Annotated in this window: 18 protein-coding genes; 7 read left to right on the top strand and 11 right to left on the bottom strand. The window is 56.7% G+C overall.

Translation table 11 applies throughout. From position 1 onward, the window contains the following. Nucleotides 1-31: 31 nt before the first annotated feature. The 7 genes from PYL13_RS18685 to PYL13_RS18655 all read right to left on the bottom strand — a co-directional run bounded on the left by PYL13_RS18685 (nt 32) and on the right by PYL13_RS18655 (nt 7,062). A complete protein-coding gene (locus tag PYL13_RS18685; protein WP_405049455.1) occupies nt 32-1,132 on the bottom strand; it encodes an ROK family transcriptional regulator in 1,101 nt (366 codons plus the stop codon). Nucleotides 1,133-1,429: 297 nt separating this feature from the next. After that, nucleotides 1,430-2,320 (bottom strand): MurR/RpiR family transcriptional regulator, encoded by an 891-nt coding sequence (locus PYL13_RS18680; protein WP_275643202.1) that lies wholly within the window; start codon nt 2,318-2,320, stop codon nt 1,430-1,432. 37 nt (nt 2,321-2,357) lie between these two features. Then, entirely contained in the window at nt 2,358-3,158 is an 801-nt protein-coding gene (locus PYL13_RS18675; RefSeq protein WP_275643201.1) for an ABC transporter ATP-binding protein, read from the bottom strand. Continuing rightward, nucleotides 3,151-4,167: a FecCD family ABC transporter permease gene (locus tag PYL13_RS18670; protein ID WP_275643200.1), complete on the bottom strand. Its 1,017-nt coding sequence runs from the start codon at nt 4,165-4,167 to the stop codon at nt 3,151-3,153. Before PYL13_RS18670 ends, PYL13_RS18675 begins: the two co-directional genes overlap by 8 nt. Further along, nucleotides 4,164-5,216 (bottom strand): FecCD family ABC transporter permease, encoded by a 1,053-nt coding sequence (locus PYL13_RS18665; protein WP_275643199.1) that lies wholly within the window; start codon nt 5,214-5,216, stop codon nt 4,164-4,166. The genes PYL13_RS18670 and PYL13_RS18665 overlap by 4 nt, the downstream gene beginning before the upstream one ends. After that, the gene (locus PYL13_RS18660; protein ID WP_275643198.1) at nt 5,206-6,141 is read right to left on the bottom strand and encodes an ABC transporter substrate-binding protein; all 936 of its coding nucleotides are present in this window, start codon (nt 6,139-6,141) and stop codon (nt 5,206-5,208) included. The genes PYL13_RS18665 and PYL13_RS18660 overlap by 11 nt, the downstream gene beginning before the upstream one ends. 210 nt (nt 6,142-6,351) lie before the next feature. After that, complete coding sequence (locus tag PYL13_RS18655) at nt 6,352-7,062, bottom strand: SDR family oxidoreductase (RefSeq protein WP_275643197.1); 711 nt, start codon at nt 7,060-7,062, stop codon at nt 6,352-6,354. Nucleotides 7,063-7,148: 86 nt separating this feature from the next. Here PYL13_RS18655 and PYL13_RS18650 point away from each other — a divergent pair, with 86 nt between their 5' ends. Further along, complete coding sequence (locus PYL13_RS18650; RefSeq protein WP_275643196.1) at nt 7,149-8,069, top strand: LysR family transcriptional regulator; 921 nt, start codon at nt 7,149-7,151, stop codon at nt 8,067-8,069. A 5-nt stretch (nt 8,070-8,074) separates the two neighbouring features. Here the strand turns inward: PYL13_RS18650 and PYL13_RS18645 are convergent, their stop codons facing one another. Further along, nucleotides 8,075-8,434 (bottom strand): winged helix-turn-helix transcriptional regulator, encoded by a 360-nt coding sequence (locus PYL13_RS18645; RefSeq protein ID WP_250984552.1) that lies wholly within the window; start codon nt 8,432-8,434, stop codon nt 8,075-8,077. A gap of 101 nt (nt 8,435-8,535) precedes the next feature. On the opposite strand from PYL13_RS18645, the gene PYL13_RS18640 reads away from it, so the two are divergent. Beyond that, nucleotides 8,536-9,285: an SDR family oxidoreductase gene (locus PYL13_RS18640; RefSeq protein WP_275643195.1), complete on the top strand. Its 750-nt coding sequence runs from the start codon at nt 8,536-8,538 to the stop codon at nt 9,283-9,285. Between the two features lie 74 nt (nt 9,286-9,359). Here PYL13_RS18640 and PYL13_RS18635 read toward each other — a convergent pair whose 3' ends face one another. Together PYL13_RS18635 and PYL13_RS18630 are read right to left on the bottom strand one after the other, a co-directional pair. Then, nucleotides 9,360-10,115, bottom strand: a complete 756-nt coding sequence (locus PYL13_RS18635; RefSeq protein WP_275643194.1) for an alpha/beta hydrolase — start codon at nt 10,113-10,115, stop codon at nt 9,360-9,362. A gap of 41 nt (nt 10,116-10,156) precedes the next feature. Then, nucleotides 10,157-11,932, bottom strand: a complete 1,776-nt coding sequence (locus tag PYL13_RS18630) for a cytochrome c biogenesis protein DipZ (RefSeq protein ID WP_275643193.1) — start codon at nt 11,930-11,932, stop codon at nt 10,157-10,159. A 236-nt stretch (nt 11,933-12,168) separates the two neighbouring features. On the opposite strand from PYL13_RS18630, the gene PYL13_RS18625 reads away from it, so the two are divergent. The 5 genes from PYL13_RS18625 (at nt 12,169) to PYL13_RS18605 (ending at nt 16,094) form a co-directional block, all read left to right on the top strand. Further along, the gene (locus PYL13_RS18625) at nt 12,169-13,227 is read left to right on the top strand and encodes an alpha/beta fold hydrolase (RefSeq protein WP_259148834.1); all 1,059 of its coding nucleotides are present in this window, start codon (nt 12,169-12,171) and stop codon (nt 13,225-13,227) included. Nucleotides 13,228-13,308: 81 nt separating this feature from the next. After that, on the top strand, nt 13,309-14,049 hold the full coding sequence (locus PYL13_RS18620; RefSeq protein ID WP_275643192.1) for a response regulator: 741 nt from the start codon (nt 13,309-13,311) through the stop codon (nt 14,047-14,049). After that, nucleotides 14,046-15,389 (top strand): ATP-binding protein, encoded by a 1,344-nt coding sequence (locus PYL13_RS18615; protein ID WP_275643191.1) that lies wholly within the window; start codon nt 14,046-14,048, stop codon nt 15,387-15,389. Before PYL13_RS18620 ends, PYL13_RS18615 begins: the two co-directional genes overlap by 4 nt. 153 nt (nt 15,390-15,542) lie before the next feature. Next, complete coding sequence (locus PYL13_RS18610; protein WP_275643190.1) at nt 15,543-15,959, top strand: organic hydroperoxide resistance protein; 417 nt, start codon at nt 15,543-15,545, stop codon at nt 15,957-15,959. A 12-nt stretch (nt 15,960-15,971) separates the two neighbouring features. After that, nucleotides 15,972-16,094 (top strand): hypothetical protein, encoded by a 123-nt coding sequence (locus PYL13_RS18605; protein ID WP_275643189.1) that lies wholly within the window; start codon nt 15,972-15,974, stop codon nt 16,092-16,094. 48 nt (nt 16,095-16,142) lie between these two features. On the opposite strand, the gene PYL13_RS18600 is transcribed toward PYL13_RS18605, so the two are convergent. Next, complete coding sequence (locus PYL13_RS18600) at nt 16,143-17,075, bottom strand: LysR family transcriptional regulator (protein WP_275643188.1); 933 nt, start codon at nt 17,073-17,075, stop codon at nt 16,143-16,145. Nucleotides 17,076-17,153 lie beyond the last annotated feature (78 nt).

The following is a 17,153-nucleotide window of genomic DNA, read 5'->3' as shown; positions in this document are numbered from 1 at the left end:
CGCACGTTTTTGTATCTGCGTAGCGGGCTGGTCAGACTGCTGTTTCGTCTGCGGCCACATCGACTTCGAAGTCGAACAGTCGTTGGGTCGCGAGCGCTGCAGCACCCGGACTCCAGAAATTGTCGCGCTCATCCGCTAGTATGGGTGGCGCCTGCATAAAACAGTATTTTCCCAGCGTTTCCGTCATCGGGTCGAGCAGGAAGGCCCCGAATGCGGTTGCCTCGCCACCTGCGATAACGATTTCCGGGTCAATCGTATTGATCTGGGCTGCAAGCTGGATGCCGATCTGCTCGCCTGCATCCCTCAGAATTGCACGTGTTTCGGCATCACCCTCTTTAGCAGCTTCCAGCATGTCAAAGCGGTCCTTGGCGGCAGGCAAGCCCTTGGTTTTGCGCCACCGGGCAACAATGGCGGGTTCGGAATAGGATGCCTGCAGACAGCCTCGTTGACCGCATTCGCAAAGCGGTCCTTCCAGATGTTGTTTAACGTGCCCCAGTTTGCCGGCGTGGCCATGCGCACCTCGAAGAACCACACCATCTGCCACGGTCGCGGAGCCAATACCGGCACCAATGGCGAGTGCGATAAATGTGCCGACGTTGCGGCCGAGCCCGAAAAGGTGGTGAGCCAGCGCAAAGGCAATCGTGTCATCTTCCATCCACACGGGGATGCGTGATTTTGCAAATAGCTGCTCGGCGAAGTGTACATTGTTCCAGCCAAAACGATGGCTTTTCAGACAAATTCCGTTGCGATTGTCGATGATGCCGGGCATTGAAAAACCAATGCCTGTTACTGGGCCGATCCCTTTGGGCGCATTGGCAATCAGGTGTTTGATTGCCTGATGGGATGCCTCGACAATTGTCTCAGGACGGGTGTTGGAATAGTCAATCGCGTGAGACAGGATTGGTGTTGTCGAGAGGTTCGTCAGGATGCACTCAATCCTGTCGATGTTCATCTTGATGCCGATAGCCGCATGACCATCATAATTGATGGCCACTGGTGTCGGGCGTCGACCGCTGGCACCACGTGTCGTTTCCTGCTCGATGAGGTAGTTTTCCTTGACGAGATCGCCAACAACGAAGGTGACCGTGGCCCGGCTAAGTCCCGTCACATCAGCGATTTCGGCCCTGCTCAATGGACCTTCCCGGCGCAGCAAATTTAGGACAAGGCGCCGGTTCATCGCGCGCGAGGTTCGCTGATCAATCTTGAGCATGATATTCCAAGGTCACTGCTGCCGGGCAGCAAATAATTTACGGAGTTGATTCTGCAATCGGTCAAATAAATACCATAACCGGACAGATCACGCTGAAAAAACATAATTTTCTCAACCGTACATTGGTGTGGTGTTGTGACGATGGTGAGATCTGGATGCGTGTAAAGTGGCGCAGGTCTTGGGGCCGGAGGCCCAGCCAAGCATTGTAGAAAAACAGCTTTATTCGAATTTTGCACGTAATTGGTTGAGATTGTCATGCGTTGCGGTGGCGCGCGCCGTATTCCTTGCGGAGAACCGGAAAGTGAGGAGATCACCGATAACGGTTGCACCAATCAGCCAACTGGCCAATTTCGACGCCACAGCCATGGAATGCAGGGCAACTGTTACCTGATCGCGGAACAATTCATTGAGCTGAGTGCCGGACACCAGAACGGTTGAAACGCCAATCTTGCCAGCGTGCTCTATCAGCGCGGCGATATCCTTACGGCGGGTCGCGGCATGAAAAATCACCAGTGTATCGCCCTTGCGAAGGCCAATCATGCTGTTGGCAAGATCAAAGCCGCTACTTGCAACGGTCTGCGTGACAAGGCCAGCGCGCAACAGACCGGTGGCCAGATGGCGTGCTGGTTGTTCCGCCACGCCAATGCCGAGACACCAGACGGTTCCGGCATTTTCAAACAGTGTCACCGCCTGCTCGATAGCGCCGGGATCAAGCGCTTCGCGGGTTGCTTCCAGTATTTCGTGTGCGGCTGCGAAGATGGCATCGCGGGCCGCTAATGCGTCCGGCGCCACGGATTTGATCTTGTGGCCAAGGCGTGTGCTGGGCGATGTGTGGGTGGCGATAGGCCGATTGATCAGGCGTTTCAGTTCCGGCAGACCGGAAAAGCCCAGACGGCGGGCCGTGCGAATGACGGTAGCATCGCTGGTGTCGCTCGCGACCGCAATCTCACCTGCGCTGCGAAATGCCAGATCGGCTGGCGCCAGCGTCAGCAGATAATCGGCGACGCGACGCTCGGTCCGTGTCAGCGTGTGCGCATTGGCATCGTAATGGCGGCGCAGAAGTGCCGAGGCTTGGGCAACGCCCGAATCTGTGTGCGAGGGGTCGGTCATTGGGTTTGCCTAACACAGTATGGGAATGCCGTCATTGTCAGGACACTGCGGCGAGTGGCAGGCAAAGTGGTGTGCCATCACTCGGGTGAGGGATGACCATGGCCGCCACGCCAAACACGCTTTTTATCAGCTCTGCGGTCAGCAGTTCCTGCGGATTACCGGCAGCATGAATGCCGCCGTCGGCAACCGCAATAATGTGATGGGCAAACTGGGCGGCATGATTGAGGTCATGCACCACCATGACAACGGTGCGCCCTTGCTGCTTATTGAGTTGACGCAGCAGTTGCAGGACTTCCATCTGGTGCGCGATGTCGAGATAAGTTGTTGGTTCATCGAGCAGCAGAATGGGTGTTTCCTGCGCAAGTGCCATGGCGATCCAGGCGCGCTGGCGTTGACCGCCCGACAGACGGTGCAGCGGTTGGTTTGCGAGATTGGCCAGGCCTGCGGCGGCAAGAGCGGTATCGACCACCGCTTCATCATGGTCGCTGGAGCGCGCCAGTAACGGCTTGTGCGGATAACGACCGAAGCGGCACAGCTGGCGAACCGTCAGACCATCCGGTGCCACAGGATTTTGTGGCAATAGCGCCATGATGCGGGCGACAGCCTTGCGTGGGTTTTGAGTAATGTCCTTGCCATCCAGCAGGACCGTTCCGCCGAAAGGGTTTAGGACCTGTGCCAAGGTACGCAGCAATGTGGATTTACCCGAGCCGTTGGCACCAATCAGCGCCGTAATCTTTCCGTCCGGGATTGCCAGCGACACCTCATTGAGAACGGGGTTATTGCCATAACCGACGCTCAAGGTTGCAGCTTGTAAACGGTCCTGTTGGATATCAGCCACGACGGCGAGCCTCCCAAAGCAAGAGGAAGAAGAGATAGGGTCCACCGATCACCGAAGCGACAATGCCGGCCGGAATTTCATTTGGCAGTGCCACCAGCCGTCCGATCAGATCCGCCAGCAGAAGTGCCAGTGCCCCGGCCAGTGCGGTGGCTGGAACGAGATGGCGGGCATGTGGTCCCACCATAAGGCGAGCGATATGGGGCGCCAGCAAACCCAAAAAGCCGATGCTGCCGACGCTTGCGACGGCGCCTGCCGTCAGGACCACTGCGGTCAAGACAAGGCTGGCGCGTAACAGATTGGGTGAGATGCCAAGGCTTTTCAGCGTATCGTCACCGAAGGCAGAAATGTCGAGAACCATGGCGAGCAGAATAACTGCGGGCAGGCAGGCGAGAAGCCAGACTGACAGCGACAGAACGTCGGAAATTGTGCTGCCGTAGACGCTGCCTGCCAGCCAGACCATGCTCTGGTCGATACCACGTGGATAACGCACCATGAAAAACTGCATCATGGCTTGTGCCAGTGCGCCAAGCGAAACGCCGACGAGCGCCAGAGTGGTGACGCCACCGCCAAGGCCGCGACCGATCGCCAGCAGCAGGGCCGCAACGGCACCAGCGCCGATGATAACACCAACCGGCACGCTCCAGATGATCCAGGCTGGTGGTGCAAAAATCAGTGCCAGCATGGCGCCGAGACCCGCACCCTTGGTGATGCCGACTACATCGGGCGAGGCGATCGGGTTTCGCAAAGCCACCTGTAAGAAAAGACCTCCCAAAGCGAGTGCAGCACCGGAGAGAATGGCGACGATGACGCGGGGCAGCCGATATTGGCCGATGATGAAGGCATCTGGTCCGCCGAAAAGACCCGCCAGCACTCGGTTGAGAGAAAGCGGGACAGCGCCAAGTGCCATACTGACCAAGGCAAGCAGAACGAGCAATACCGCAAGGCCAACGCATACCAGCGTGGTGCGCAAGGGGTGAGATGTTGATGGATCAACCAGCGCTGCGTTCATCGATTGCGGTTTCTCCACGTGATAAGCAAAAAGGCTGGTGCGCCAAGAATGGCAGTGACGATGCCAACCGGCAGTTCGGCCGGGTAAGTCGCGAGTTTGCCACCAAGATCGGCGCCGACAAGAAGCAGTGGACCTGCGACGGTGCTGAGGCTCAGTGCGGTGCGCAAGTCTTCACCGATAAGGCTTCTGACGATGTGCGGCACCATCAGTCCGACAAAGCCGATTGGACCGGCAACAGCGACAGATGAACCGGCGAGGACAACGATCAATATTGACGCAAGGCCACCAGTTCGCCGGGCATTCTGGCCAAGCGATTGGCCGGTGCTTGCATCCAGCGCCAGCAGACCGAAATGATGGCCGCCTGCAATGGTGATGATGATACCGATGACTGTGAATGGCAGAATGATCAGAACCTTTGGCCACTGGGCAGAGGTGACAGAACCCGCCAGCCAGTAGACAATGTCTGTGGATGCATTGTTGGCAATAAGCACTGCCTGCACAAGAGCGGCGAGCACCAGTTGCAGAGCCACGCCTGCGAGCGCCAGTTTCAGCGGCGTGATGGCGTTGGAAAGCGATAGCACCCACATGATGAAGCCGATGGCCGCTGCGCCAGCAAACGCCGGTAGCACCGTTGTTCCGCCGGAAAGTCCGGGGAGTGCAATGACGCAAACGACAATCGCTAATGCTGCGCCACCATTGATGCCGAATGTCTGAGGTGAGGCGAGCGGGTTTCTGGTCAGTGCCTGGATCAATACACCGGCGACAGCCAGATTGGCGCCGACCAGTATGGCAAGCAACACGCGCGGCAGGCGAACATCCCAGATCAGCGCAGTTTCCACCGAACTATCAGGCTGGAACAGGGCGGCAAGCGATTGCTGGATGGTGAGGCCAGCGGCTCCCACCATAAGATTGCCGATAGCCACAATTGACAGCAATACCAGCAGAATACCAAACAGCCAGACCGGATGGCGGCGAAAAGCTCCGCTCCACCCGATCTTGGTGTTTTCATGGGCAGAAGGCCCCGTGGCCCTCTCGGCCTTATTGGACATTGAAAACCTTGTTCAATACGTCATTGGCAATCAGTTCCGCGGTGCGAAGATCGCGGAAACGGGCGTATTGATTACGGTTCACTTCAAAGACTAGATTGTTCTTTGCGGCGGCAATGGCTTTCCAAGCGGAATTGTCCTGCACGCGGTCGAAAATGGTGCCGCCTGGATCGGTGGCAACAAGCAGAACATCGGGATTGACGGCAACGAGACGTTCCAGACCAACGCCACTTTCAACCGGTTTGTCGGCCTTAATGGCAGCTTCAACGCCGATGGCTGCAAAGATCGAGCCACTGAAGGAATCGGACGTGTGCAAAGACCAATTGTCGGCTGTGGCAACGGCAAGCATGAATTTGCGATCATTGCCGGCCGGGATTTTTGCGGCGATGGCGGCCATCTTTGCCTCATGGTTGGCAACGACCTTTTCACCCTTGGCCTTGTCACCGATAGCATCCGCGATCGTTATGACGGCATCCTTGATGTCCTTGTAACTGCCATCCCAGCTGTTGAGAACGATGGTTGGCGCGATGGCACTCAACTGTTCGTAGATTGCGCCATGGCGGCGTTCATCGGCAATGATGAGGTCCGGCTGCAGTGCGCTGATCAGTTCGAGGTTTGGTTCCAGGCGAGTGCCGACGGAGCTGTATTCAATCTTTTTACCGAGGTTCTGCTCGATGCGATCCGGCTGATTGTCATCGGTAATGCCAACAGGCGTCACTCCAAGCGAATCCAATGCCTGCACAAAGGAAAATTCCAGCACGACGATGCGAGCAGGGGTGCCGGCGATCTCGGTTGCACCCAGTTCGTGGGTGATGGTGCGCGTCCCCTGCGCCTGGACCGGTGTCGTCGTGAACGCAAACAATGTTGCTGCAAATGTTGCGCAGAGTGCGCGCAAAGTATGGTTGGAAAAGAGGCGAGTCAGGGTCATGTGTCTCTCTCGGCGGCGGGGCCGCGATGTCTCCAAGGCGATGCCACGGCGGCGTCACGTTGGCCTGACTACACATTTGTAGTTTTTATTTCAATATACTTTCTTCAATTGGTCATGTTTTAGATCGGCGTAATCTACCGAGGGAGGCGCCGTGGCCATAGTCCATACGACGCCTGATCTGCACGGACTATGGCACACTGATACAGTCGACTAGCGTAACGAATACCCACCGTCACTGAACAAAGTGCTGCCAGTCATGTTGGTGTTGTCGAGCAGAAACAGGGCTGCATGCGCCTGTTCGTCGACCGTTGCCGGGCGTTGAACGAGGCAAAGTTTGCTCCAGTATTCATAGGCTGGCTCACGTGTTTCCTGCGGTCGGTTTCGCCAAAGGTCGCTATCGGTGGTGCCAGGGGAAAGGCAATTTACCCTGATCGGATTGAGTTCGATGGCAAGCCCGCGGGCCAGCCCTTCCAGCGCCGAATTGCAGGCGGCGTAGGCCGGTGCACCAATCGGACGGACCGAGGCAGCACCCGCCATGAGAACAACAGATGCATTTGGTGCCAGACGGGGAAGGGCACCGTGAACAGCCCAGTACTGGCCCCAGAATTTTGCCTTGAACAGGTCTTCGCTGGTGGTGATGTCACCGTCTGTAAAGGAACCGGTCTGGTAAGACGCGGCCGGTGTAAAAAGGCCTGAAAGAATGGGCGCTTCTGCGAAAAAATCACGGAGCGACGTCTTGTCGGTAATCTCCACGGTGCGACCGGAAGCCCGCTCTCCCAATGTTGTAAGTGTCGTGGCAAGCCGCTCTGGCGACCGTCCGCCGAGAAAGACGTGGTCGCCACGTTCAATGAGTTTGCGGGCGAGGGGCAGTCCGATGCCGGACGTACCCCCGATGATGGTGTAGGTTCGATGTGTGCTCATGAGCGCAACCATATCCTATCTCACAAACGACTTGGAAACGCATAATTTTCCTTCGATTGCCGACCAAAATTCGCTAATAGACTGCCATGCGACATCAATCTGGCGACGATATTGGCGTGTTTCTCACGGTCTGCGAGGCGGGCAGCTTCGTTGCGACCTCGCTTCGTTTAAGGCTCTCGGCGTCAGCGGTGGCAAAGGCCATCGGCAGGTTGGAAAGCCGCCTGGGCATTCGGCTGTTTCAGCGTACGACGCGCGTCCTCAACCTGACGGCGGAAGGGCTGGTGTATCGCGACGTATGTTTACGGGCACGCAGCGAAATAGAGCGCGCTGAAGTGGCCATCGCAGGCCTTGCGCATGAACCGGCCGGTACCCTTCAAGTCAGCCTGCCGCCGCTCTTCGGCGCAAAAATTATCGCACCGGCGCTCTATGCACTCTGCCGAGAATGGCCGAACCTTGATTTCAGTATTTCAACATCGACGGAGCCAAGCAATCTCCTGGATGGCACGACGGATCTTGCTGTCAGAATTGGCGAGATACCCGATGTCAGCGGCCTGACCGCTCGATCTTTGGGGCTGCAGCAACTCGCTCTATGCGGTTCGTCCAGCTATTTCGAGACACGGCCCGTGCCACAAAGTGTGGCGGATCTCGACGATCACGATGTGATCGCAGCGCCGCGTCAGGGCAAACCCGCACCGTGGCAATTTCGCAGTCTCGACGGGGAAATGGTGAACTGGCACCCCAAGGCGCGCCTTGTGCTTGATGGGAGTCTGTTGACACATTCGGCGATCTGCGATGGGCAGGGGCTTGGCCTTTTGCCACGCTGGCTTGTACGAGATGAGTTGGTCAGCGGTCGGCTGGTCTCCTTGATGGACGATAGGATCGCCGGACATCTGCCGATTCATGCAATCTGGCCTGCATCTCCTGTTATGTTGCCCCGCGTGCGGGTCGCCATTGACGCCATCGTGGCGGTGACACGGCCTCTCTTGAAGGATGGCACACTGGGTTGATAGTGCTAAGCGTCAACTTCCTCGCTAATCGTCGTGCGGATCGATGGACCGTGTGTGGTCATCCAGACGGCCAGAGAATCCAGCGTTGGTTTCAGTGTGCGGCCAAGTTCTGTAATTTCATATTCCACTCTTGGCGGCATTTCCGGATAGACCGTGCGTTTCACCAAGCCTTGTTTTTCGAAAAGCCTGAGGTGACGGGTCAGTTCCTTCTGAGTGACGGGCGTCGCTGCACGTTGCAGGGTGCCAAAACGCACCGGCCGGTTTTCAACAATCAGGCGATAAAGCACGGGGATTGCCCATTTGCCGGAGATGAGATTGACGAAATCAACCATTGGGCACCGTACACCTTGTTCAATTTGCTCCATGCGTTTTTTCATTTTTTTCCTTTAGTAGCAATTTGGTGCCTACTATACAAAAGATACTAAAGACCTGACAATCGTCTCGCATCAAAAAAGGAGACATAGTTATGGGACGCCTTGCAGGCAAACACGCGCTGGTAACCGGTGGGACCAGCGGCATTGGGCTGGAAACGGCGCGCCAATTCCTGAAGGAGGGGGCAAAGGTTGCCATCACCGGGCGCTCAGTCGAACGGTTGGAGGACGCAAAACGTCAATTGGGTGGCGATGTCATCGCCATATCCAACGAGGCGGGTGATATCGCGGCGCAACGTCACCTGGCGGCGCAATTGGGTGAGGCATGGCGAGCCCTCGATGTGGTGTTCATCAATGCGGGCGATGTAACACACCATCCGCTGGAAGACTGGGACGAGGCAACGTATGACGCCTTGTTCGCGACCAATTTGAAGGGGCCATTTTTCCTTGTTCAGGCACTTTTACCGCTGTTGAAGGCTCCGGCTTCGGTCATTCTCTGCGGCTCGGTTTCCGCTCATATCGGCTTGCCGCAGTCCAGTGCCTACGCCGCCAGCAAGGCTGGCCTTCTGTCACTGGCGCGGACTTTGTCCGGCGAGTTCAAAGACAGAGGCATCCGGGTCAATGGATTGAGCCCCGGTCCAACCGAAACACCTGCGCTCGGTAAACTTGGTCTGGAAAGTGACGCGGAAGAGGCGTTGCGCCGTGAAATCCGGCAATTGGTGCCAATCGGTCGTTTGGGCACGCCACTGGAACTTGCCAAGGCCGCAGTATTCCTTGCATCCGATGAAGCATCCTTCGTTGTCGGCACGGAACTGCTGGTCGATGGCGGGGTCGGAAGTCTCTAGCGAGCAATCCATTCAGCCGCCCTTTCGTGTGGGCGGCTGACATCGGGAACCAACACGCTTAGTAGCGCTGGCTTTTATTTTGAAGACTGTCGTGCCGCAGCCTCAATCACATCTGCGACTTTGTCCGGTTGCGAGGCAAAGACCGCATGGCTTGCTGTTATTTCGGTGATCGCACTGCCTGCACGTTTGGCCATGTCACGCTCAAGCTCGGGATTGATTGAACGATCCTGCGTCGCGACGATTGCCCAGCTGTTCTTGGCCCTCCAGGCGGGGTCACCGACCTTGGCAGAGAAGGATTGTTTGGATGCAAAAACCTGCGCCTTTGCCATAAAAGCCGTTTCATCCTGAGGAAGGTCCGCCGCAAAGTCTTTCGCGAAAGCTGCCGGGTCGAGATAGAGATACTGACCGTCGGGTGTCTCGCGGATATTCATGCCCGAAGACGGCTTGGAACTTGCCAGCGACAACAAGCTTTCGCCCTTGTCCGGTTGAAAGGCCGCCACGTAAACGAGGCCAGCGACCTTGTTGTTATGTCCTGCTTCGGTAATAACCACGCCACCATAGCTGTGGCCGACCAGCAGGGTCGGACCATCTTGCATGTCGAGCACCCGGTTGGTTGCGGCAATATCGTCGGCCAGCGAGGTGATTGGTTGTTGGACAATCGTGACATTGAAACCCCGCTTTTCGAGAATCTCAGTTGCCGTCTTCCAGCCAGACCCATCGGCAAGGGCGCCATGAACGACAACAATGTTTTTAATGTCGGCTGCATGGGCGGCAAAAGCGGCAAGGCTAGCGACGAAGGTTATTGCCATGGTGGAAATAGAACGCTGCATGGAGAGGTTTCCTTTTTTGAAAATGGGGATAGGGGCAGGCATCAGCCGAATGTGAAGGCGTAAGCTTCCACACCGGGATCAAGGAAGCGGATTTCGAATTTGCGGGTTGTTACGTCGCCGGATTGGCGAACGAGCTGATAGAGTCTTGTCGAACTGACCGTGCCGTAACCGTTGGCATCAATGTCGGCGCCATGGTCTGCACCTGGTGCTTTGCCATCAATGGTGACCTGAAAACGGATGGGTTTGCCGGCCTGACCGGAACCAAGGACAAGATGCAGGTCACGGGCGCTAAAGCGGGAAACGATCTTATCGTCGGGCTTGTTTGAGACGGCCTGTTCCGGGTCAATGGTCCATGTGCCAGCCAGCCCCCATTGGTTGAGATCAGGGTCGTCGACAGAATAATTAGTCGCGACGCCTGGCTCGACGGTTTCGGGTGAGACAAAACCGGTCGCGCGTTGATAACCGAGATAGGTTTCGCCAGAGCGGATATTCTTGAGATCAGGGCTTGCCTCGGCCCCCTGTGCAGCGGGGTCGACAGGTGTGCTGGTCGGCATGTTGCTGCCGGCTTCGTGCAGCAAATCCTGAATTGCCTGTTCCGTTTGGCGGTAGTTTCCTTCGCCAAAGTGGTGGTACCGGATCTGGCCATTGGCATCGATCAGGTAATGGGCCGGCCAATAGTTGTTTTCGAAGGCGCGCCAGATCTTGTAGTCGTTATCAATGGCAACGGGGTAATCGATCTTGAAGTCGCCAACCGCTTTACGGACGTTGTCGATCTTTTTTTCAAAGGCAAATTCCGGCGCATGAACGCCAATGACGACAAGCCCCTGATCCTTGTATTTTTCTGCCCAGGCGCGGACAAAGGGAACGGTGCGAATGCAGTTGATGCAGGAGTAGGTCCAGAAGTCGACAAGGACGACCTTGCCACGCAATTGCTCCGAGGTAAGCGGTGGCGAGTTCAGCCATTCAACCGCACCGCTAAACGATGGCGCGCGACCTTCAACCGGCAGATTGGCTTGAGATGACGTGGTCAGGTCTGCTGGCGCCACGGTCTTGCCATTGCTTGCCACGTCAAACGAGCTGGAACCGTCTGTTTTGGGATGAACGCTGTCAAGGATGGCCTGTTCGAAGGCAGATGTACTGGCATAGGAAAGCCGTGCGAGCAGACCGGTATCGAGGCCAAGAGCAATCACCCCGACACCTGCCAGAACAGCAACACCCAGAGCCTGGCGAATGCGTTCGCTGACCCCAAGAGAATTCTTGAGAGTGGCGAAGACTTTACCGCCGAGCAAAAGCGCAAGACCAAGAGATGTGGCAGCACCTGCCGCATAGGCGGCCAGCAGCAAGGTCGTTTCGAGATTGGCACCCTTGAGAGCTGCTCCGGTCAGCACAAGGCCAAGAATAGGGCCAGCGCAGGGCGCCCATAATAGACCGGTTGCAACACCGAGAATGAGTGCACTGACAGGAGAGCTTGCCGAGCCGGGTTTGCCACGGGCATTGATAAGCCGGTTTCCAAGATCGACAACAGGCCGTGTGATGACAGCCGCAATCTGTGGCGACAGCAGGCTTACGCCGAAAATCGCCAGCAAGCCTATGGCGGCAAGCCGCCCGTATTCATTCGCATGGATTGCCCAGCTGCCACCAACGGCTGCCAGCGTTGCCACTAGCGCAAAGGTTACCGCCATGCCTGCGAGCATCGGCAATGTATCGCGCAGAAATGGCTGCCCGGTTCGGGCAAAGATGAAGGGAAGAATGGGCAGGATGCATGGGCTGAGAATGGTCAGGGCTCCGCCCAGATAGGCAATGATAAGAAGCGTCATCGTCGTCTCCTTGAAACGTGGAGCTGGTGTGATGTGATGATCGTAAAACCAGCGATGACGCCAATGTGGTCGTCACGACGTATCCCGCATGTGTCCGGTCGCCCTGCAAAATGTATCGAATTGTATCTGGGAGCCTAAAAGCTACATGCTCATGCAATTTCGGTCGTCAACGACACACCGGAGATACATGGCACGGGCTTTCTCTTGATCGTGATTATGCAAATCGGAGAAAGCTCATGAGCAACGAAATCAATCTCAATCGCCGTCACTTTTTCGGTGTCGCCGCAATGGCTGCCGCTGCCGTCGAGCTCGGCGTTCCCGCCCTGGCAAAGGCTGAAGCCGCAGTCGCACCGCCGCAGACGGCGATGAGTGCCGCAACAAAGGCGGATGGCCATACAGAATTTGCGGCCTTGAAGCAGATTGATGCTGGCGTTCTCAGTGTCGGTTACGCGGAGGCAGGTCCCGCTGACGGTCCCGCGGTTTTACTGCTGCATGGATGGCCCTATGACATCTACAGCTATGTCGATGTCGCGCCAATTCTGGCATCGGCGGGCTACCGGGTGATTGTACCTTACTTGCGTGGATACGGGACAACCCGGTTCCTTTCCGGCGATACACCGCGCAACGGCCAGCAATCGGCTCTCGCTGTGGATATGATTGCACTTCTGGATGCACTTGATATCGAGACGGCAATTGTTGCCGGTTACGACTGGGGTGCGCGCACCGCTGATATCATGGCGGCCCTCTGGCCTGAACGCTGCAAGGGGCTGGTGTCTGTCAGCGGCTATCTCATTGGCAGTCAGGATATCAACAAGAAGCCGCTAGCGCCTGCGGCCGAACTATCATGGTGGTATCAGTTTTATTTTGCGACAGAACGGGGTCGCGCCGGTTATGCGGCCAACACCCGTGATTTCGTGCGGCTGATCTGGAAGACAGCGTCTCCAACATGGGCGTTTGACGATGCGACTTTTGATCGCTCAAGCCCGGCTTTCGACAATCCTGATCATGTTGATATCACCATCCATAACTATCGCTGGCGGCTGGGACTGGTGGAGGGTGAAGCACAGTACGATGCCTATGAGCAGCGGCTTGCCAAACTGCCTGTTATCACCGTCCCGACCATCACCATGGAAGGTGATGCCAACGGTGCGCCCCATCCTGACCCATCGGCATATGCCGCGAGATTTTCCGGCAGGTATGAACACCGCAATATCACTGGTGGCATAGGCCATAACCTGCCGCAGGAAGCACCACAGGCATTTGCGCAGGCGGTTCTCGACATTGGCAAGTTTTAGGAGCCAATATCTTTTCTTGTCAGAGTAGATTACGCATGCGGTATAGCACCGCGTGCCAGCCCCAAGACGTTGAAGACATTCATGGAACACATAGACCACATTCTGGTCGTCGATGACGACCGTGACATCCGCGAACTGGTTTCGAGCTATCTGATAAAGAACGGATTGCGCACAACGGTGGCCGCTGACGGGCGGCAGATGCGGACATTTCTCGATAACAACACCGTCGATCTGATCGTGCTCGATGTCATGATGCCGGGCGACGACGGGCTTGTTCTGTGTCGTGAACTGCGGGCTGGCAAACACAAGGCGACACCGGTGTTGATGCTGACTGCGCGCGATGACGAGATGGACCGGATCATCGGGTTGGAAATGGGGGCAGATGACTATCTGCCCAAACCGTTTGCTGCGCGTGAACTTCTTGCCCGCATCAAAGCGGTTTTGCGCCGGACACGAATGTTGCCGCCAAATCTGCAAATCAGCGAAGCAGGGCGTCTGTTGACCTTTGGTAACTGGCGTCTGGATACGGTCGGCCGCCATTTGCTTGACGGAGAAGGAACGGAAATTGCGCTCAGCGGTGCGGAATACCGTTTGCTGAGGGTATTTATCGATCACCCGCAGCGGGTGCTCAATCGCGATCAACTGCTGAACCTGACACAAGGTCGCGATGCCGAACTGTTTGACCGTTCGATCGATCTTCTCGTCAGCCGGTTGCGGCAGAGATTGGGTGATGATGCGCGTGAGCCAACCTACATCAAGACCGTCCGGGCGGAAGGCTATGTCTTTTCCGTCCCGGTCGAGATTTCGGAAACCAGGACATGACCAGCGTTGGCAAAATCGATGCTGCAAAAAACGGGGCTGACCGCCAAGGCTGGTGGCCTGGTACGTTGCGATCAAGGCTTTTCATCATTCTGTTTGCCGGTCTGGCGATCGCCTACAGTCTTTCTTTCAGCATTCTCTTCATAGAACGCTACATGTCGGCCAAGGCGGTGATGCTCGGCACGCTGGAAAGCGATCTGGCGACGTCTATCGCCGTTATAGACCGCTTACCAGCGGATGAGAGACCACAATGGATTGACCGGCTCAGCCGCGGAAACTACCGTCTCGTGCTGGGGCGGGGTCTTGCCGGTATACCAGACATGTCAGGCCGTGCTGCAGAAATCGCCGAGCGGATCGAAGAGGCGGCCGGCCACCGGTTTCCGCTTAAGGTTGAGGCAATTCCCGGTGATGACAAACGGCTGCAGGGGCATGTCGTCCTGTCTGATGGCTCCCAGCTGACGATCGATGTCACGCCGCGCGGTGTCATGCCGATAGCCAGCTGGCTTCCTTATGTGTTCGCCATCCAGATGGCATTGCTGATACTGTGCACGTGGTTAGCTGTGCGTCAGGCGATCCGTCCGCTTGCGGATCTCGCGGCCGCTGCCGATGCGGTGGATCCCGGCAAAGAAGGCGCGCCGATGAGCGAGACAGGCCCTGCTGAAGTCGCACGGGCAGGGCGTGCCTTTAACGCCATGCGGGATCGGATTGCCCACCATCTGGAAGAACGCGTGCAAATTCTGGCGGCGATTTCGCACGATCTGCAAACGCCGATTACCCGGATGCGCCTGCGGGCCGAAATGGCGGACGATACGCCTGAAAAAGACAAGCTGGTCGGTGATCTCAGTGAAATCGAACGACTGGTGCAGGACGGTATTGCCTATGCACGCAGTTCGCATGGCAATGCTGAAAAGCTGTCGCGGATCGATCTTTCTTCGTTCATCGACAGCATCGCCTACGATTATCAGGACACCGGCAAGGCAGTCCGCGTCATCGATCTTGTCAAAGGTACGGTGGCGACCAAACCGCATGCGTTGCGGCGGATACTCACAAATTTCATCGACAATGCGATCAAGTTTTCCGGGGCTGCCGAAATCTGCGTGACGCAGGGCAATCAGGGGCAAACGGTTATCAGCGTTCTCGATCGTGGCCCGGGTATTCCCGAGAATATGCTGGAGGCTGCCATGCAGCCGTTCTTCCGATTGGAGCAATCCCGCAATCGCGAGACTGGCGGGACGGGGCTTGGTCTGGCGATCGCCCAGCAGCTTTCAGCGGCAATTGGTGGTTCGGTGCGTTTGTACAATCGTGATGGTGGCGGATTGGTTGCGGAACTCACGCTCGACTGAGCGCTTCGATCATTGAATAAAGCCTTTGAATTGTACGTCAAAGTATCTCGCGCTCTAGGCCCTACAATAGCTTACATTTCAATGGTTTTCTGAAACACGCAAGATACGTCGATCCGTCAAAACACGCCTTGTCAGCAACAAAGGAGTGTTTCCATGACCCAGATTGAAAAGGTTCTCTATACAGGCAAGACCCACACCACAGGTGGTCGCGATGGATTTGCCCGTAGCGATGATGCACAGCTTGATGTGAAGCTGTCGCCACCAGGAACCTCAAAACCCGGCACCAATCCGGAGCAACTGTTCGCAGCTGGCTGGTCGGCCTGCTTTATCGGAGCAATGGGGCTGGCTGCGGCCAAGCGCAAGTTGCGTCTTCCCGAGGGAACGGCTGTCGATGCCGAGGTTGATCTCGGGATGACCGGTGATGCCTATTTTCTGCAGGCACGTCTCAATATCAGCCTGCCTGGCCTGGAGGCTGAACTGGCGCGTGCGCTCGTTGAGGAGGCGCATCAGAATTGCCCCTATTCCAAGGCAACACGCGGTAATATCAACGTAGAGCTCAAGCTGATTTGACGGGAGGGCAACATGCGAAAGATCGTTATTCTGGCTGTTGTGGCGTCGGTGTTTGCCGCACCGTGCATCTATGACATTGCCTCGACAGAGCCTTCAGCGCTTGCAGGTCTGTTCAGCCTTGCCATGGCCTATTGAACACAAGAAAGAAGGCGTCTCTTACCGGTGGGCCAAGAGACGCTGCATTTAACCGCGACCAAGAGATGCCGATGTCGTGAGGCTGCCTTTGCGTGAGTACTCACGTGCAAGGTCTATAAATGCCCGCAGCTTTTGCGGAACGTGCCGACGGCCCGGGTAATAAAGGCAGAGAGCGGGCGTGGACGGTGTCCAATCGCTAAGAACGATCTGCAGATCGCCGCTGTCCAGATGGGGTGAGATCGCGCGTTCCGACAGATAGGCAATACCTGCACCGCTGAGCGCGGCGTCAAGCATCAAGCCACTTTCATCCAGTACCATTCGTCCAGGTACATCGAGCGCATGGCGTTCATTCTCCTTGGAAAATTCCCAGCGATAAATGCGACCGCTTGCCATGCGGGCGCGAATGCATTCGTGCGTCAGCAGGTCCTTGGGATGAAGAGGTATGCTGCGCTGTTTAAAATAATCCGGCGAAGCGACGACGACCTCGCGCATGTCAGGAATGATGGGTACCGCGATCATATCTGGTGGCACGCGATCTTCCAACCGGATGCCAGCGTCACATCCGTTGGCGATGACATCCACCAGTTCCGAATCCGTGACGATCTCGACATGCATGCGCTGAAACCGTTTGAGATATTCGAGCACCAGAGGCTGGAGAATGAACCGCGCGGCACCCAGTGCCATGTTCAGCCGCAACAAACCTGACGGTTCTGCCACATGCTCTCCGGCATTTTCAAGCGCACCTTCAATTGCAGCTAATGCCGGGGCAATTGTCTCGATGAACCGCTCGCCGGCTGCGGTCAGCACCACGCTGCGGGTGGTGCGGTTGAACAGGCGAACACCCATACGCTCTTCAAGACCCGCAACTGCGTGACTAAGGCCTGACGAGGATACGCCAAGTTCCCGCGCCGCTGCCCGAAAACCGCCCCTCCGAGCAACGACAGCAACCGCTTCAAGTTCGGCGAGACTTGCTTTGGTCATTGCGCAATGTTCCTCATCAGCCCGTGTCTTATTGTGTATCTAATAAGATCGATGACCTCGACGCATATTTCTGTCAAC

The organism is Agrobacterium sp. Azo12 (genome assembly GCF_029193765.2).
GTDB lineage: Bacteria > Pseudomonadota > Alphaproteobacteria > Rhizobiales > Rhizobiaceae > Agrobacterium.
The sequence above is the reverse complement of the archived record's forward strand: the minus strand, read 5'-3'. Positions and strand labels throughout refer to the sequence as shown.

Coding starts and splice junctions, on each gene's coding strand:
- PYL13_RS18665 (WP_275643199.1), bottom strand. CDS start 5,216: ATGTCCAATAAGGCCGAGAGGGCCACGGGGCCTTCTGCCCATGAAAAC.
- PYL13_RS18635 (WP_275643194.1), bottom strand. CDS start 10,115: ATGCAGCGTTCTATTTCCACCATGGCAATAACCTTCGTCGCTAGCCTT.
- PYL13_RS18660 (WP_275643198.1), bottom strand. CDS start 6,141: ATGACCCTGACTCGCCTCTTTTCCAACCATACTTTGCGCGCACTCTGC.
- PYL13_RS18605 (WP_275643189.1), top strand. CDS start 15,972: ATGCGAAAGATCGTTATTCTGGCTGTTGTGGCGTCGGTGTTTGCCGCA.
- PYL13_RS18615 (WP_275643191.1), top strand. CDS start 14,046: ATGACCAGCGTTGGCAAAATCGATGCTGCAAAAAACGGGGCTGACCGC.
- PYL13_RS18625 (WP_259148834.1), top strand. CDS start 12,169: ATGAGCAACGAAATCAATCTCAATCGCCGTCACTTTTTCGGTGTCGCC.
- PYL13_RS18620 (WP_275643192.1), top strand. CDS start 13,309: ATGGAACACATAGACCACATTCTGGTCGTCGATGACGACCGTGACATC.
- PYL13_RS18670 (WP_275643200.1), bottom strand. CDS start 4,167: ATGAACGCAGCGCTGGTTGATCCATCAACATCTCACCCCTTGCGCACC.
- PYL13_RS18650 (WP_275643196.1), top strand. CDS start 7,149: ATGCGACATCAATCTGGCGACGATATTGGCGTGTTTCTCACGGTCTGC.
- PYL13_RS18630 (WP_275643193.1), bottom strand. CDS start 11,932: ATGACGCTTCTTATCATTGCCTATCTGGGCGGAGCCCTGACCATTCTC.
- PYL13_RS18655 (WP_275643197.1), bottom strand. CDS start 7,062: ATGAGCACACATCGAACCTACACCATCATCGGGGGTACGTCCGGCATC.
- PYL13_RS18645 (WP_250984552.1), bottom strand. CDS start 8,434: ATGGAGCAAATTGAACAAGGTGTACGGTGCCCAATGGTTGATTTCGTC.
- PYL13_RS18610 (WP_275643190.1), top strand. CDS start 15,543: ATGACCCAGATTGAAAAGGTTCTCTATACAGGCAAGACCCACACCACA.
- PYL13_RS18640 (WP_275643195.1), top strand. CDS start 8,536: ATGGGACGCCTTGCAGGCAAACACGCGCTGGTAACCGGTGGGACCAGC.
- PYL13_RS18600 (WP_275643188.1), bottom strand. CDS start 17,075: ATGACCAAAGCAAGTCTCGCCGAACTTGAAGCGGTTGCTGTCGTTGCT.
- PYL13_RS18680 (WP_275643202.1), bottom strand. CDS start 2,320: ATGACCGACCCCTCGCACACAGATTCGGGCGTTGCCCAAGCCTCGGCA.